This is a genomic window from Williamsia sp. Y844 (assembly GCF_056786475.1).
In genome coordinates this window covers 493,264-507,494 of sequence record NZ_JBXCJB010000002.1, presented here as the reverse complement: position 1 = coordinate 507,494, position 14,231 = coordinate 493,264, and the positions used below count along the sequence as shown (strand labels likewise).

12 protein-coding genes and 1 pseudogene are annotated in these 14,231 nt (G+C 62.3%); 5 read left to right on the top strand and 8 right to left on the bottom strand.

The genetic code is table 11. The features are described from left to right. Positions 1–8: 8 nt before the first annotated feature. Together AC1TQG_RS14650 and AC1TQG_RS14645 are read left to right on the top strand one after the other, a co-directional pair. Positions 9–518 carry a nuclear transport factor 2 family protein gene (locus tag AC1TQG_RS14650; protein ID WP_482138025.1) on the top strand — a complete coding sequence of 170 codons (510 nt, stop codon included), beginning with the start codon at positions 9–11 and terminating at the stop codon, positions 516–518. Positions 519–561: 43 nt separating this feature from the next. Then, positions 562–1,329 carry an SDR family NAD(P)-dependent oxidoreductase gene (locus tag AC1TQG_RS14645; protein WP_482138752.1) on the top strand — a complete coding sequence of 256 codons (768 nt, stop codon included), beginning with the start codon at positions 562–564 and terminating at the stop codon, positions 1,327–1,329. 13 nt (positions 1,330–1,342) lie between these two features. Here the strand turns inward: AC1TQG_RS14645 and AC1TQG_RS14640 are convergent. From AC1TQG_RS14640 to AC1TQG_RS14610, 7 genes and pseudogenes are all read right to left on the bottom strand, one after another. Then, positions 1,343–2,041: pseudogene (locus AC1TQG_RS14640) on the bottom strand (IclR family transcriptional regulator); the annotation flags it as partial. A 38-nt stretch (positions 2,042–2,079) separates the two neighbouring features. Then, positions 2,080–2,886 (bottom strand): ATP-binding cassette domain-containing protein, encoded by an 807-nt coding sequence (locus tag AC1TQG_RS14635; protein ID WP_482138023.1) that lies wholly within the window; start codon positions 2,884–2,886, stop codon positions 2,080–2,082. Continuing rightward, positions 2,883–3,932 carry an ABC transporter ATP-binding protein gene (locus AC1TQG_RS14630; RefSeq protein WP_482138021.1) on the bottom strand — a complete coding sequence of 350 codons (1,050 nt, stop codon included), beginning with the start codon at positions 3,930–3,932 and terminating at the stop codon, positions 2,883–2,885. Before AC1TQG_RS14630 ends, AC1TQG_RS14635 begins: the two co-directional genes overlap by 4 nt. Next, positions 3,922–4,815 carry an ABC transporter permease gene (locus AC1TQG_RS14625; protein WP_482138019.1) on the bottom strand — a complete coding sequence of 298 codons (894 nt, stop codon included), beginning with the start codon at positions 4,813–4,815 and terminating at the stop codon, positions 3,922–3,924. Before AC1TQG_RS14625 ends, AC1TQG_RS14630 begins: the two co-directional genes overlap by 11 nt. Beyond that, positions 4,812–5,753, bottom strand: a complete 942-nt coding sequence (locus AC1TQG_RS14620) for an ABC transporter permease (protein WP_482138017.1) — start codon at positions 5,751–5,753, stop codon at positions 4,812–4,814. The genes AC1TQG_RS14625 and AC1TQG_RS14620 overlap by 4 nt, the downstream gene beginning before the upstream one ends. A 24-nt stretch (positions 5,754–5,777) precedes the next feature. Next, a complete protein-coding gene (locus AC1TQG_RS14615; RefSeq protein ID WP_482138015.1) occupies positions 5,778–7,307 on the bottom strand; it encodes an ABC transporter substrate-binding protein in 1,530 nt (509 codons plus the stop codon). A 136-nt stretch (positions 7,308–7,443) separates the two neighbouring features. Further along, entirely contained in the window at positions 7,444–8,361 is a 918-nt protein-coding gene (locus AC1TQG_RS14610) for an NAD-dependent epimerase/dehydratase family protein (protein ID WP_482138014.1), read from the bottom strand. Positions 8,362–8,696: 335 nt separating this feature from the next. Here AC1TQG_RS14610 and AC1TQG_RS14605 point away from each other — a divergent pair, with 335 nt between their 5' ends. Continuing rightward, a complete protein-coding gene (locus AC1TQG_RS14605; protein WP_482138012.1) occupies positions 8,697–9,521 on the top strand; it encodes an SDR family NAD(P)-dependent oxidoreductase in 825 nt (274 codons plus the stop codon). Positions 9,522–9,653: 132 nt separating this feature from the next. Next, positions 9,654–10,394: a TetR/AcrR family transcriptional regulator gene (locus AC1TQG_RS14600; RefSeq protein WP_482138011.1), complete on the top strand. Its 741-nt coding sequence runs from the start codon at positions 9,654–9,656 to the stop codon at positions 10,392–10,394. 130 nt (positions 10,395–10,524) lie between these two features. Here AC1TQG_RS14600 and casI read toward each other — a convergent pair whose 3' ends face one another. After that, a complete protein-coding gene (casI, locus tag AC1TQG_RS14595; protein WP_482138751.1) occupies positions 10,525–12,177 on the bottom strand; it encodes a steroid-22-oyl-CoA synthetase in 1,653 nt (550 codons plus the stop codon). 294 nt (positions 12,178–12,471) lie between these two features. Here casI and casG point away from each other — a divergent pair, with 294 nt between their 5' ends. Further along, positions 12,472–14,133, top strand: coding sequence for a steroid-24-oyl-CoA synthetase (gene casG / locus AC1TQG_RS14590; protein WP_482138010.1), 1,662 nt, complete (start codon positions 12,472–12,474; stop codon positions 14,131–14,133). Positions 14,134–14,231: the final 98 nt, after the last annotated feature.

The following is a 14,231-nucleotide window of genomic DNA, read 5'->3' as shown; positions in this document are numbered from 1 at the left end:
ACGCGAAAATGGATGAAGCAATGCAGGAACTTCTACACAAACAGGCCATCTACGAAGTGGTGATGCGGTACTGCCGTGGCATCGACCGGCTCGACTTCGACCTGGTGCGCGGTACCTACCACAGCGACGGGATCGATCACCACACCGGATTCGATGGCACCGTCGAGGAGTTCATTGATTGGGTCCGCCCGAAGCTATCCCTCATCGGAGGCACCCAGCATCACGTCGGCAACCACCTCGTGGAGTTGTACGGTCATCAGGCGATCAGCGAATCCTATTTGATGGCAATGCATTGGGGCGGACCAGAGTCGGCCGGGATGATCAACTTCACCAGTGGCACCCGCTACATCGATCTCATGGAGCTCCGCGAAGGACGATGGGCCATCACCGAGCGTTGGGCGGTGCGAGAGTGGACGCGTTCCGAAGCCGGTCGGCTCGCCGAGCCCAGCGGGGCCGGCCCACGTGGTCAGCGCGATGCCTCGGACCCACTGGTTCAACTACGGTCCCGGATCGTCTGAGTCACTCTCCCAGGAAAGGATTGGGGTGCCTGATTTTTCAGCCATGTCGGGGGCCACGATAGTCACCGGTGGAACCGGAGGAATAGGTCGAGCGGTTTGTCTCGCACTGGCTCAGGCGGGTTCACCGGTCGCATTCACCTACCGGTCGAACTTCGCCGCGGCCGAGCAGCTCACCGGCGAACTCTCCGAGCACCATAAACCCGCAATCCAACAACCCTGTACGGCAACCCGTCTCGATCTCGTCGATGCCGCCGCAACCGCCGAGTTCGTGGAACGCGTCGTCGATACCTATGGTTCGATTCACACCGTGGTCCATGCCGCGGGCCCGCACGTCCCCATGACATACCTGTCGAATGTGACGCCGGCGATGATGGCCGAACAGGTCGACCAAGAGGTCACCGGGTTCTTCAATCTCGTTCATCCGGCGTTACCCCACCTGAGACGGTCCCAGGGATCGGTCGTGGCCGTCACAACCGCAGCCACCGCCAGATTCCCGAAACGCGATGGGCTGTCCTCTGGACCGAAGGCCGCCGTGGAGTCCCTGGTCAGAGCGCTCGCCGGCGAGGAGGGGCGCTTCGGGGTGCGCCTGAACTGCGTAGGTCCCGGCATGCTCAGAGACGGAATGGCGAGTCGCCTGATCGCAGACGGACAGCTCGATCAGGCCGCTCTCGACATCACCCGCGCAAACATTCCCTTGGGACGCTTCGGAACAGCGGCCGACATCGCAGAGGCGGTGCTCTTCCTCGCCTCCCCCAGGGCCGGGTATATCAGCGGTCAGAAACTCGACGTCGACGGTGGTTACGGCGTCTGACTGCGGCTCACTACAGCGCCATCGCGACTTGCCTGGCGGCAGAGGCCACCAGCGGTGCGGCGCGTTCGAGTTGCGCAGTACTTGCATCTGCGCACACCGAGATACCGGCGATCGGCCCACCCTTACCCCGGATGGCCGCTCCCACACATCCGACACCCCGGAAGGATTCGCCGCTTTCGAAGGCGAGCCCGCGACGCCTGCGGATGGTATTCAGTTCCCTGTGCAAGATGGAGACATCGCCGATCGTGCGGTCGGTGCACCGACGCAGCCGTTGTTCATACAGACTGTCCACCCGCTCCGGGTCGAGCCAGGCGAGGATGGACTTCCCACAGGCCGTCGAATACGCCGGCCCACGTCCACCGACCCGAGATGGCAGTTCCGACGCGTATCGCCCGCCCACCTTGTCGAGATAGATCGACTCACCCAGGTCGAGGACCGCCAGATGAACGACCATCCCGGTCTGCGCATGCAACTCCTGCAGAAACGGCGCTGCCGCAAAACGGACCGCGCTGTGATCTCCACCGAAGCCGCCCAGCGCGAGAGCGCGTTGCCCGACACCGTATCCGGACGAGTTGTGGTCCACCCAGTTCAACCTGAGCAGCTGGGTCAGGATTCGATGAACTGTCGAGCGCGGCAACCGCGTACGGGCGGTCAACTCCTCGAGGGTCAAGCGTGAGGTTCCACCATCGAATGCGTCGAGAATCAGGGTCATTCGGTCAATCAGGCCCGGAGCTGTTGCGCTACCCACCGTCACCGAATCCGCGAACCGCGTGGGATGGGAACAGGTATGGAATCGAGGAGCTTTCGCGTGTATTCCTCCTGGGGATCACGGTAGATCGCCTCCACCGTTCCCGTCTCGACAACCTTTCCGCCCGCCATGACCATCACCCGGTCGGCGATCACCTCGATCAAAGCGAGGTCGTGACAAACGAAAAGGTAGGCCAGACCCAATTCTTCCTGCAGGTCACGGAGCAGGTTGAGGACCTGCGAACGCACCGATACATCAAGGGCTGCAACGGGTTCGTCGCAGACAATCATCTTCGGTTCCAGAGTGAGCGCTCGTGCGATCGCCACTCGCTGCAACTGGCCTCCGGACAATTCGCCTGGATATCGGGATAGGTGACGCGGGCCGATACCAACCTTGTCGAGCAACGTGCGGACCCGTTCATCACGCGCCTTACGATCGAGGTCCGTATGCACGATCAGCGGTTCGGCGACCGCGTCGAGGATGTTCATCCGTGGATCCAAGGAGCTGTGGGGATCCTGGAAGATCATCTGCATCCCCCGGCGCATCGCGCGTAGCCGGGTAGGTTTGGCGGCCCGGACGTCCTGGCCGTCGAACACGATGTCACCAGAATCGGGTTCGATCAACCGCAACACGATTCGGCCCACCGTGGACTTTCCTGCCCCGGATTCGCCCACCACGGCGAGACATTCGCCGGCCTCGAGCGTGAATGAGACATCGTGCACGGCATGCGTCCACCCCGAACGTTGCCCGATGAGATTCCGTCTTGTCGAGAAAGACTTCGAAATGTTCGACACCTCTAGCAGACTCATCGGCCGCTCACCCCCTGTAGTTCGAGATCGGCGACACGCAGACACCGGGCACTGCCGCCTTCCCCGGTCGAGATCATCGCCGGATGCGTGGCATCGCACAGCCCTTCTCGAGCGTGCGGACACCGCTGCCGGAACCGGCACCCGGCCGGCCACTCGCCTGCCGCGGGCACCCGGCCCTCGATCGCGGTCAGGCGCCGGTTCTCGCTACGACCCGGTTGGGGTATCGACGCGAGAAGCCCTGCCGTATAGGGATGTTCCGGCGTGTAGAAGAGCTTCTCCGCACTGCCCTGTTCGATCACCTCGCCCGCGTACATGACCACCACGCGCTGACACAACTCCGCAACAACAGCGAGGTCGTGGGTGATGAACAGTAGCCCGATACCGGTCTGCTCCTGCAGATCCCGCAGCAGTTGAAGAATCGTCTCCTGCACCGTGACATCCAGCGCGGTGGTCGGTTCGTCTGCGATCAACAGCCTGGGATTGCACGCCATGACCATCGCGATCATCACTCGCTGGCACATTCCACCGCTGAAAGCATGTGGATATTCTCGGACCCGCTCGGCAGCACGGGGTACCTGGACCAACTCGAGCATCTCGATCGCGCGCGCCATCGCCGCGCGCCGATCGAGTCCGAGGTGTTTGCGGACCGTTTCGGCGATCTGATCCCCGACCGTGTACGCCGGGTTCAGGCTACGGATGGGCTGCTGGAAGATCATGCCCATCCCTGTCCCGCGGAGTTTCCGCCATTCTCGCGGATGCAGCGACGTCAGGTCACGGCCCTCGAACTCGACCGAACCACCGGAGATCCGTCCGCCGGTGTTCGGTGTCAGACCCATCACCGCGAGTGAGGACACAGTCTTCCCCGAACCGGATTCGCCTACCAAGGCGACGGATTCGCCTGCGCCTACATCGAACGAGGCGCCGTCGACGACGGTCACCCAATCACGTCGGCCCGCACGAAACTGGACAGTGAGATCCCGCACCCGCAACAGCTGCGAGGCATCGGCTTCTGCGGTCGCCTGCGACCGCAGTGGTTCAGTTGTCACTACCATTGCGACTCCTGGTCAGAGCTCGGCGAACACCGTCGCCGAGGTAGGTGAAGGCGAGCACGGTCAGGAAGATCATCACGCCGGGTGGCCAGACGAGATGCGGCGCGAGTTCCATGTTCGAGGCGGCCGTGCTGAGCATCGAGCCCCAACTCGCCGTGGGCGCCTCGGCACCGAGTCCCAAGAAGCTCAAACTCGCCTCAGCCGCCACCGCGGTACCCAGAGACACCGAGATCACCAGGATGATTGGGGGCATCACGTTCGGCAGGATGTGCCGGACGATCGTCCGAGACGTCTTACAGCCCAACGCGACCGACGCCTCGATATACGTGTCGCCTCTGACATCCATGGTCGAGGCCCGCGCCACCCTGAAGAACCGCGGTGCCATCACCAGTCCCACAGCCAACATCGCATTGGTGATACCGGAACCGAGTACGGCGACGATCGTGATCGCCAGCACCAGTGACGGCGCGCTCATCAGTGCGTCCATGGTTCGGGTGAGCAACGTATCGGTCCAGCCGCCTCGGTAGCCGGCGATCACACCCAGCGGCAGGCCGAGCGCCAGGGCCAGCGCCACCGCCTGCAACGAGGCCGTCAACGATATGCGGGAGCCGAAGATCAACCGGCTCAGCACATCCCGTCCGTAGTCATCGGTGCCCAGCAAGTGCTGAGCACTCGGTGGCTGCAGTCGATTCAAGAGGTCCTGGGTATATGGATCGTAGGGGGCGATCCAGGAGGCGAACACCGCCATCAGCACGAGCAGGACAACGAACAGTCCGGCGATCGCGGTGACCGGCCTTCGGCGTATGAACCCCAGCACCTTGCGGCCCACACCGATGTGATTGCCGATCTCGCTCGTTCCGGCATTCTTGGTCGAGATCATGAGCGCACCTTCGGGTTGAAGTAACCGTACGAGATGTCGACGAGCAGATTGACTATGACAACGACCACCGTGGTGAACAGAACGAATCCGAGAAGCACTGGCACATCGTGATTTTGGACGCTGTCGACTGCGAGACTCCCCAATCCCGGCATGTTGTAGATGATCTCAATGGTGACGGCGCCACCGAGAACCTCAGAGACCCGGAACCCGAGCACTGTCACCACCGGGATACATGCGTTCTTGAGCCCATGTTTCAAGGTGACCCGGGCCGGAGACAACCCCCGCGCATTGGCGTTGAGTATGTAGTCACTGCCCATGACGTTCCCGAGCGAGGTCCGCAGCTGCAATGTCACCTCGGCCGCGGGCAGCAACGCCAAGGCCACACCGGGTAACACCAAGTGCTGGAACCACGGAACAACTCCCTCGGATATCGGCACGTAGCCGAACGCCGGAAAGATCTGGTTCGACACTGCGAAGAGCGACACCAGTACCAACCCGAACCAGAAAGCAGGTATGGCAATCGCCACCGACGCCAGAACGTTGATGCCCCGGTCGATCACGCCACCCGGTCGAAATGAACCCAGCACACCGAGGACAACACCGACCACGACTGCCAACACCATCGCGAACGCCACCAGGGACAGGGTCGTCGCCATGCGCCGTAGCAGAAGTTCAGCCACGGATTGATCGGACAGCAGCGACATGCCGAGATCTCCGCGCACGGCCGAGCTCACCCAGTCGAGGTATCGCAGGAAGACATTCTGGTCCAGGTTCAAGCTCGCACGTAGCTCGCTCAGACGCTCGGGCGTCGAGTTCTCCCCCGCGAGAACGACTGCAGGGTCACCCGGAGCCAGATCCATCAACAGAAATATCATCAACGGAACGATCAACAGCAACGGAATCGCTGCCAATAGGCGCTGGCCACCGTAACGCAGCATAAGAGTTCCTCTCCTTCGAGCGAGCTACTTGGTCATACCGATGTGTCGAAGGTCGAAGATTCCGAGATCGGTCCAGGGGACCTCGTCCGCGCCGACGACCTTGTCGGTGAACACGGCAGCGTTGGTCTGGTTGCAGATCGGGACAAACATGGCTTCCTCGAGGGTGAGCTTCCAGATCTGCTGGTACAACTCGGCCCGCTCCTCCTGCGGCAGCGTCGGATCAGCGGCGACCTTCGCGAGGTCCTTGATCTGCTGATCACCGTTCGCGAGATCGTATGAACCGAGCAGGAACGTATTCACCGTCTCCGCGGGATCGACCTTCGGGCTGAAGCTGTTGGCCACCATCGATTGGAAATCGCCCGCGGCATAACGTGGTTCGTTCTGGGCATTCGGCACCGGATTGAGATCTGCGTCGATACCCGCATCCGACAGCGACGACTGAATGACGTTCGCGGACTTTTCCGTGTTGGTACCTGCCCCGAATGTCAAGGCGATCTTGGCGCCACCGACCAATTGCACGAGGCTCCGCGCCTTGTCTACATCGTATGGATAGGGGTACTCATATGTTTCGTCCACAGACCAGCTGCCTGCCGGGTAGATCGACCGGCTCGGGGTGCATGTTCCGGAAAACAGCGCGCTGACGGCATCTGGGTCGATCGCCGATGCCACCGCCTGGCGGACCTCCGGCTTCGCGAGGTCTCCTTCGGGCCGCATGTACAGGCCGAGCACATTGCGGAAGATCACTTCGTCGACACCCAGGGCACGTTTTTGCGCGAGTGACTGCGCCTCCATCACCTCGTTTGCCGAACTCACCCAACTCAGGTCGGTCATACCCGTCTTCAAGCCGTTCAGTCGGGTACTGGCGTCAGGAATCGCCTCGAAGTCGATGCCTGCCAACCGGCCGGCGTCCGGATCCCAGTTGACAGCGTCCGACCGCACGAGCGACAGGCGTTCCTGCGGCACGTATGCACTGACCTCGTAGGCTCCCGAGCCGCTCGCGCCCGGTTGATTGCGAATGTCCGTACCTGCCGCAATGGTCTTCGGACTGATCATCATTCCGGCGTTGGTACTGAACACCCCGGGAAGGTCCACGCCGGTACCCGGCACCAACTGCAGGCGAACGGTGAAGTCGTCGATCACGTCGACTGCCGCCACGTTCTGCAGGGCGGCCTTGACCGTGCTGCCCTCCAATGTCTGACCTCTACCGATGTTCGCAACCACTGTGGCGGCGTCGAACCTCGTACCGTCGTGGAATGCGACGTCGTCGCGCAGCTCCAATTCCAGGTAAGAACCGTCGGGCGCGAACTCCCACGATGTCGCCAGTGCCGGAACGAGATTCCCCTCGGTGTCGACGGTGGTGAGGCGATCGAACACGGTGGTCAGGTAGCCCCAGCCCCCGTAGCTCGTCTGCAGGTATGGATCCAGATTTCTGGTCGGCGAGCTCGTGGTGACCCGAAGCACCGCGTCGCGGTCCAGGTCACCGCCCGCGCCACCGAATCCGCCACCCATGGATCCCCCGCCACAGCCCGTCATACCCAGAGCCACTGCAGCCATCACCACAAAAATTTTCGGAACACGAAAACCAGTGCGCTTCAACAAATTTCCTTTCGCGCGAGCAAAAACCATCGGCCTGGCCTGCGATCAGCCCGAGGTCGATCAGCTACGAGGTCGATCAGCTACGGGGTCGAACTCAGGCAGAGGCGTGCTCTCTGGTCAGCGCCACCACGTCGCGGATCGCAGCCTCGGCGACACCACGGGAGTACCCGAGTGCTGCAGTCTCCGCGGCATCGGGTTCGTACGAGATGACGTTTCCGCGCCCCTGCACGATGAACGGGTCCGGAAGGAACGGGTGCTCTTCGTCGCGCTCTTCGAGCTGGATCGAACTTCCGGCAGCGTCGAAGATCGTCTGAAAGTACTGGCGATAAGTGAGATTGGCGTCTCCGACCAAGTACGCCTTGCCTGATTCCGCATTCTGCAATGCCCCCCAGACCGCCTCGGACAGCGACTGGACGGACATGTAGTTGGTGCCACCGGCCGGTGCGAAGTTCGGGATCTTCGGCATTTCGCCGTCAGCCCAGGCAAGCAGTTTCGTGAACGTCCGCGCGGGCGCACCCAACTTGACCCCCACGATCGACGGAGGATTCAAGGTTGAGACGTTGAAATCGGCATCGGCCAGCGCACGTGCCCCTTCGTCCGCAAGGTGGCGCGCGCGAACGTACTCGTTTGTCTCGATCAGATCGGGCATCAACTGGTGGTAGTAACTGCCGATCTGCACCACACGGGCGACACCGGCCTCTTTTGCGCGGGCGACGAACCCGGGCACTCCGCCACTCTGGTTCTTGTCCCAGAACTCGGCCATGTCGGCGCCCTTGGGAACGTGGCGGATGTCGTTACCGGCCGAGAAGACGATGGCTTCGAAAGGGGCCAAGTCGGCAGCGGAGAACTCATCGTTGCTGTAGTCGCGAAGAATGGTCGGGAACTCGCTTGCGAAAGTGCCAGCAGCCGGCGCTGTACGTGCCGCGAGAGAAACATCGCTGCCCTGCTCGCGCAAATGGTTTGCGATGTGCGTGCCGATCATGCCGGTTCCACCAACAATTAGCGTCTTCATTCTTCTCCTCTTATGGGAAATGCCAGATACAGGGCGCCGTCGAGATGCCGTATTCGCAACGAACCAAATGCCGTTTGGTTTACTCAAGCAACTGCTTGCTTGGTACGTTAGATGGATCACAACCAAGCTGTCAACCAAGCGCCTGACATGCCACAATGGCGCAGCCCCGGAGCCGAACGGCAATCTAACGCTGGTTGGGTCGGACCCTTCGATGGAGAAAGTCCACTCGCGCCGACACCGAAATAGCCACCATGAGGCAAAACACTTTGCTCGTCACTTCAGTCCTGATGGCCCTTGACATCCGGATTCACTCCACTTTCACCGAAAGGACATTCATGTCCGCGCAAACGCATCCAAGTCCATCCGTGCCGGGCCCCTTACTCACCGGCAAAACCGCCGTGGTGACCGGCGCGGCAAAAGGTATCGGTGCCGCCATCACCCGACTGTTCGCAACGCACGGTGCCGACGTTGTCGCGGTCGACATCGACGGCGAAGCCTGCACCCGCCTGGCAGACGAACTGACCGGGGTCAGATCCGTGATGGCCGATGTCACCGATCCTGTTGTGGCCCAGCAATTGTCCGAGTTCTGTCCGGATGTCCTGGTGAACAACGTTGGCGACTTCATCCGCCCGCCGACATCATTCGTCGACGCGGACACCAGTGAGTGGGCTGCAATGGCCGACATCAACCTCCATCACGCCATGCTGGTCACCCACGCGGTATTGCCGGGAATGATCGAGCGCGGCCGCGGCGGATCGATCATCAACCTGACCACTGTCGAAGCACACCGCGGAATACCCGGGCACGTCGCATATTCGACGTACAAGGCCGCTTTACGCCATTTCACCCGCAGCCTCGCGCTCGAAGTGGGGCGCCACAGTATTCGGGTGAACGCGGTCGCCCCCGACCTCATCGAGACGCCCCAGGTGCCCTACGAACGCCTCGTAGCCGACGCCGACCGCCATCGTTGGCCGCAGTGGGCACCACTGGGAGGTCCCGGTCGCGCCGACGACGTTGCCGGCCCCGCACTGTTTCTCGCTTCGGAGATGTCGCGCTACGTGACCGGGACGACAATTCACGTCGACGGGGGCTCTCACGCGGCCGGCGGCTGGTTCGCCCGCGCCGACGGTTCGTGGACCAACCGCCCTGCCAACGCTTGACCCCACCGGCCGGCAGCGGCGAATTGTGCTGCCGGTCGTCGAGGTCGATACATCGTCGGGTCGTGTAGCATCCGTTTTCGAGCAGCGCTTGATCACCCAGGACAAACGCGGTACCTCGGGGGGCGACGTCAGGTGTCATCAACTCGGCGAGCGAACATCCTGTTTCATTCGGCCCGGTTGTTCAGCAAACGCGGTGTAGCGCGCACAACTGTCCGGGACATCGCCGAAGAAGTCGGGATCCTCCCCGGCAGCCTCTACCATTACTTCGAGTCCAAGGAAGCGATCGTTTGCGAAATCGTCGTCGCATTCGTCGACGACTTGAACGAGAGATACAAAAACGCGGTCGTCCCGGGCGAGACGAGTCGCGAACGACTGGACCGAATGGTCGCCGTCTCTTTCGAAGCCGCGAAGGATCATCCGTTCGCGACAGAGATCTACCACAACGAGCGTGCCCTGTCGTCGGCGCCTGCAGATAGTCGTATCGCCACCACGGTGCGCGTGGCGAACAGTTACTGGGCGGACGCGATCGCCCGGGGCGTCGAGGCCGGTGAGTTCCGAACCGACGTGGATCCTTTCCACTTCCACCAGCTGCTGCGTGAATCCGTTTGGTTCACAGTGCGTTTCCATCGCGCAACCCTCACGGAGAAGTCCGCACAGTACCAACAGAACCTGATCGCGATATTCCTTGATGGCTTCACGCTCGGCCCGGCACAGCCATCGCAGGCCGACCCGGCCCAGCCATCGGAAGCCGACCCGGCCCAGGCTGCACCTGCAGACCTTCGCACGGTGAACCATGTGGTGCTCACCGACCTGCAGCGCGACGTGCGAGAACTCAAAGAGATGGTCCGCGAACTCCGTTCGTCGCACGACTGATCGCTGCGGACAGACTCAACGGGCGCCCGCGCCCATGATGCAAAACGGCCCCGGGGCCAAAAGCCCCGAGGCCGTTCGTAGGTGATCGTCAGTCAAATGGCCATCGCGTCGAATACGAAAGCCGCAACGCTCACACGGGTTCTGGAAGGAACCTCGCGCGACCGTGGGTGTGGAAGGACTGTTCTAGAGCCACTTTTTCGGCCTCGGTCAGCAGTGCGTAGTTCGGTGCCCCACGACCAACCCAGTGATACACCGGCTCATCGGTACGCCACAGCTGCGCCTGCAGATCACGTTTGAGTACCTTGTTCGATCCGGTGACCGGCAGATCGGTCGAGACACGCACGTACCTCGGAGCCGACTTGGTACCCAGATCATCTTGGGCCCCAAGGAATTCTGCAAACTCGACCGGATCGAAGTCGGCCAGGTCCGCGACCTCGATTGCAGCCATGACCTGATCGCCCGAGCGCGGATCGGGCACCGCGTACACGCCGGTCGCGATGACCTTCGGGTGCCGGCGCACGATCCGTTCGATCATCAACGCCGACGTGTTCTCACCGTCCACCCGAATCCAGTCGCCCTTGCGGCCGGCGAAATAGATGAAGCCGTCCTCGTCGATGTATCCCAGATCGCCGGTCCAATACCAGCCATCGCGGATCTTCTCGGCCACTGCGGACTCGTTTTTGTAGTAGCCCTCGAAACGCTTCGCGCCACCCATGTCGACCATCTCACCGATCGCCTCGTCCGGGTTGAGAACCCGGCCGTGCCGGTCGAGTTTCGCCGGAAGACAAACATCTTTCGTCTCCGGATTGACGACCGCGATCTCGTTGTGCGCGGGCCGTCCCAGTGCACCCTCGGGTGTGTTCGGATCGATCGCCACCGACCCGGCGCCCTCGGACGAGCCGTAGCCCTCACGTAGGTCGGCTCCGAATCGGCGGACGAACTCCGTCCTGTCCTCCGGCGATGCCTCCGTGCCGAATCCGCGGACGAGTGTGTTGTCGATGTCGTCCGGTTGCTCCGGGGTCGCCATCAGGTAGCTCAGCGCCTTGCCGACATACGTGAAGAATGTTGCTCCGAAGAACCTCACGTCCGGCATGAACCCGGAGGCCGAGAACTTACGGGGCAAGCAAACCGTGGCCCCGTTGACCAGGGCCGGCGCCCACAGCGCCATCAGTGCATTGCCGTGGAACAGTGGCATACAGCAGTAGTCGACATCCTCGCGAACGTGACCGTACTTTTTTGAGTTCGTGTAGGCGAGTCTGACCAGTCGACCTTGGCTGCAGCGCACTGCCTTCGACATCCCGGTGGTACCCGATGTGAACAGCAGCAGGAACAGAGTCGATTCGTCCACCCCCGGCGCTGCGACAGGGTTTTCAACCCGGTGCGCCTGCACCCGGTCGGGATAGGACGGTTCGTCGACCAGGATGAAACGATCTTCATCCAACCCGAGGTCGAGGTCACGCAATTTGTCCATGCCTGCAGCGTCGGTGACGATCAACTGGCAGTCGACATAACGGATCTCTGCTTCGAGTTCGGAGCCACGACGCGTCGGATTGATTCCTACGATCGTTGCGCCGTCCAATGCCGCGCCGCCGAGCCAGAACAGGAACTCTGGGGTGTTCTCGAGCAATACGCCGATATGGTACGGACCATCGACCCTCAGCGAGGCGGCCAGAGACCCGCGGGCCGCGCTCTCGCGCACCGTCTCGTCCCATGTCCAATCCCGTTCACGGGTGCGCACACCCAAGTGTGTGTCTCCTAGGCGATCGAGCAATGCCTCCGCCATGGTTGCGCGTTCCAACTCAACTCCTGTCCTCGTAGAGAAATCACATCTGGTCACGACCATCTCAAGGTCTCGCAGCAAGCTCTGGCGACCGCGACGAACCGGCCGACGGAAGTCGCGGCCTGCCGAGATCTGGCGTCATGTTGATATGTTCTCCAACTGCAATTCTTGGCCGAACGGTATCGTCGCCAACGTCTGCAGAATGGCCCAGTCTCGCTGAGTGGTAACCGTCACCATGGATACCCCGTGCCGTGAGATTTTGTGGTGTACATCGCAGTACGTAACGAAAGGCTTTTGATGTCTGCCTCCACCGATCCGCAGCTACACATCGCTGCGGTGATGACACGTCTGACCGGTCCCGGCGGACCGTTCGAGTTGGTCGAAGAAGATGTGCTCGGTGCGTCCATGCAGGTGATGAAGAATCGCCGGCGCGCTGTGGCCGAGCACCTTCCTGACTCCCTGAACTGGGGCGATGCCGACTATCTCGTCACAACCGACCGCCGCATCTCGTACGCCGAGCACGCTCGGTCCGTCGCTGCGCTGGCCACGGCTCTGCGCGACAAATACGGGGTCGGCAAGGGTGATCGCGTCGGCATCCTCGCCGCCAACACCCCCGAATGGGTCATGACGTTCTGGGCCACCCAGGCCCTGGGTGCCATCACCGTCGGCCTCAACGGCTGGTGGGTGCCACGTGAGGTCACCTACGGCCTAGAGCACAGTCGGCCCACAGTCCTCGTGGTCGACGCGAAGCGCGCCGCCTCACTCCCCGAGGTCCCCGGCACGGTCACCGTGTTGACCATGGAAGAAGACCTTCCCGCGCTCATCGCCGAATACGACGGCGCCGATCTGCCACTCCCGGATGTCGACGAAGACGACCCGTCGGTGATCCTCTACACAAGTGGCACCAGTGGTCGCCCCAAGGGTGCATTGCACTCACAGCGCAATCTCCTGGCGGTAGTCGACTACCAGCGTTACGGTGACGCGTTCATGGCCGAACTCAGCGGCGAAACATACGATCCCACCGCGCCCAGCCCGGCACGCCATCTGCTGACCTCGCCGTTGTTCCACATCGCGAGTCTGCACAATCTGGTGGTTCCGCGTCTGGCAACCGGTGGCGCGGTGATCATGAACCAGGGCGCGTTCGACGCCGACACCATCCTGGGTCTCATAGAGCGGGAACGGGTCACCAACTGGGGCGCGGTGCCGACCATGGCCACCCGGCTCCTCGAGCACGACAACGTCGAGAAGTACGACTTGTCGTCCCTGAAGTCCTTCGCGCTCGCCTCTGCACCCTCCTCCGTTGCGTTCAAGGAGAAACTGCAGGCCAAGTTCGCGTTCGCGCGCAACGCACTGGTCGACAGTTACGGTCTCACCGAATGCAGCACCGCCATCGCCCTCGCGACGCCTGCCGACATCGAGGAGTTCCCCGGCACCCTGGGCCGTCCCGTCGTCACCGTCAGCCTGGAGATCCGCGATCCGTTCGGTGAACCGCTCCCCGAAGGCACCGAGGGTGAGATCTGCGTGCGCAGCCCGTTTGTGATGCTCGGCTACTGGGAGGACGAAGCGGCCACCGCCGCCGCAATCGCGCCCGGACGATGGTTGCGAACCGGCGACTTCGGCCGCGTGGACGGCGGACGGTTGCAGCTCACCGGACGACGCTCCGATCTGATCCTGCGCGGCGGCGAGAACGTCTACCCCACCGAGATCGAGCAGTGTCTCGACGAGCATCCGGATGTGGCCGAATGTGCCGTGGTCGGCGTGCCGCACCCCGACCTCGGTCAGGAAGTCGCCGCCGTGATCGTGACCAGGCCGGGAGCATCGACGACCGAAGACGACCTCCGCGCCTTCGCGACCGAGCGACTCTCGTACTACAAGGTCCCGACGCAGTGGCGAATCACCGAACATCCGTTGCCCCGCAACGCGACCGGCAAGATGATGCGCCGCTCGATCACGGTCTGACGAACCAAGACCGGCCACCGTTGTGTCGGCGCCTGGCATGTCCGGGCGCCGACACAACGGTCGATCACACTGTGTAGTTGTCAAAGATGCGTGCGCGG

Excerpts from the sequence above, each read along its gene's own strand:
- AC1TQG_RS14650 (WP_482138025.1), top strand. The coding sequence starts at position 9 with ATGGATGAAGCAATGCAGGAACTTCTACACAAACAGGCCATCTACGAA.
- AC1TQG_RS14645 (WP_482138752.1), top strand. The coding sequence starts at position 562 with ATGTCGGGGGCCACGATAGTCACCGGTGGAACCGGAGGAATAGGTCGA.
- AC1TQG_RS14635 (WP_482138023.1), bottom strand. The coding sequence starts at position 2,886 with ATGAGTCTGCTAGAGGTGTCGAACATTTCGAAGTCTTTCTCGACAAGA.
- AC1TQG_RS14625 (WP_482138019.1), bottom strand. The coding sequence starts at position 4,815 with ATGATCTCGACCAAGAATGCCGGAACGAGCGAGATCGGCAATCACATC.
- AC1TQG_RS14620 (WP_482138017.1), bottom strand. The coding sequence starts at position 5,753 with ATGCTGCGTTACGGTGGCCAGCGCCTATTGGCAGCGATTCCGTTGCTG.
- AC1TQG_RS14615 (WP_482138015.1), bottom strand. The coding sequence starts at position 7,307 with ATGGCTGCAGTGGCTCTGGGTATGACGGGCTGTGGCGGGGGATCCATG.
- AC1TQG_RS14610 (WP_482138014.1), bottom strand. The coding sequence starts at position 8,361 with ATGAAGACGCTAATTGTTGGTGGAACCGGCATGATCGGCACGCACATC.
- AC1TQG_RS14605 (WP_482138012.1), top strand. The coding sequence starts at position 8,697 with ATGTCCGCGCAAACGCATCCAAGTCCATCCGTGCCGGGCCCCTTACTC.
- casI (WP_482138751.1), bottom strand. The coding sequence starts at position 12,177 with ATGGCGGAGGCATTGCTCGATCGCCTAGGAGACACACACTTGGGTGTG.
- casG (WP_482138010.1), top strand. The coding sequence starts at position 12,472 with ATGTCTGCCTCCACCGATCCGCAGCTACACATCGCTGCGGTGATGACA.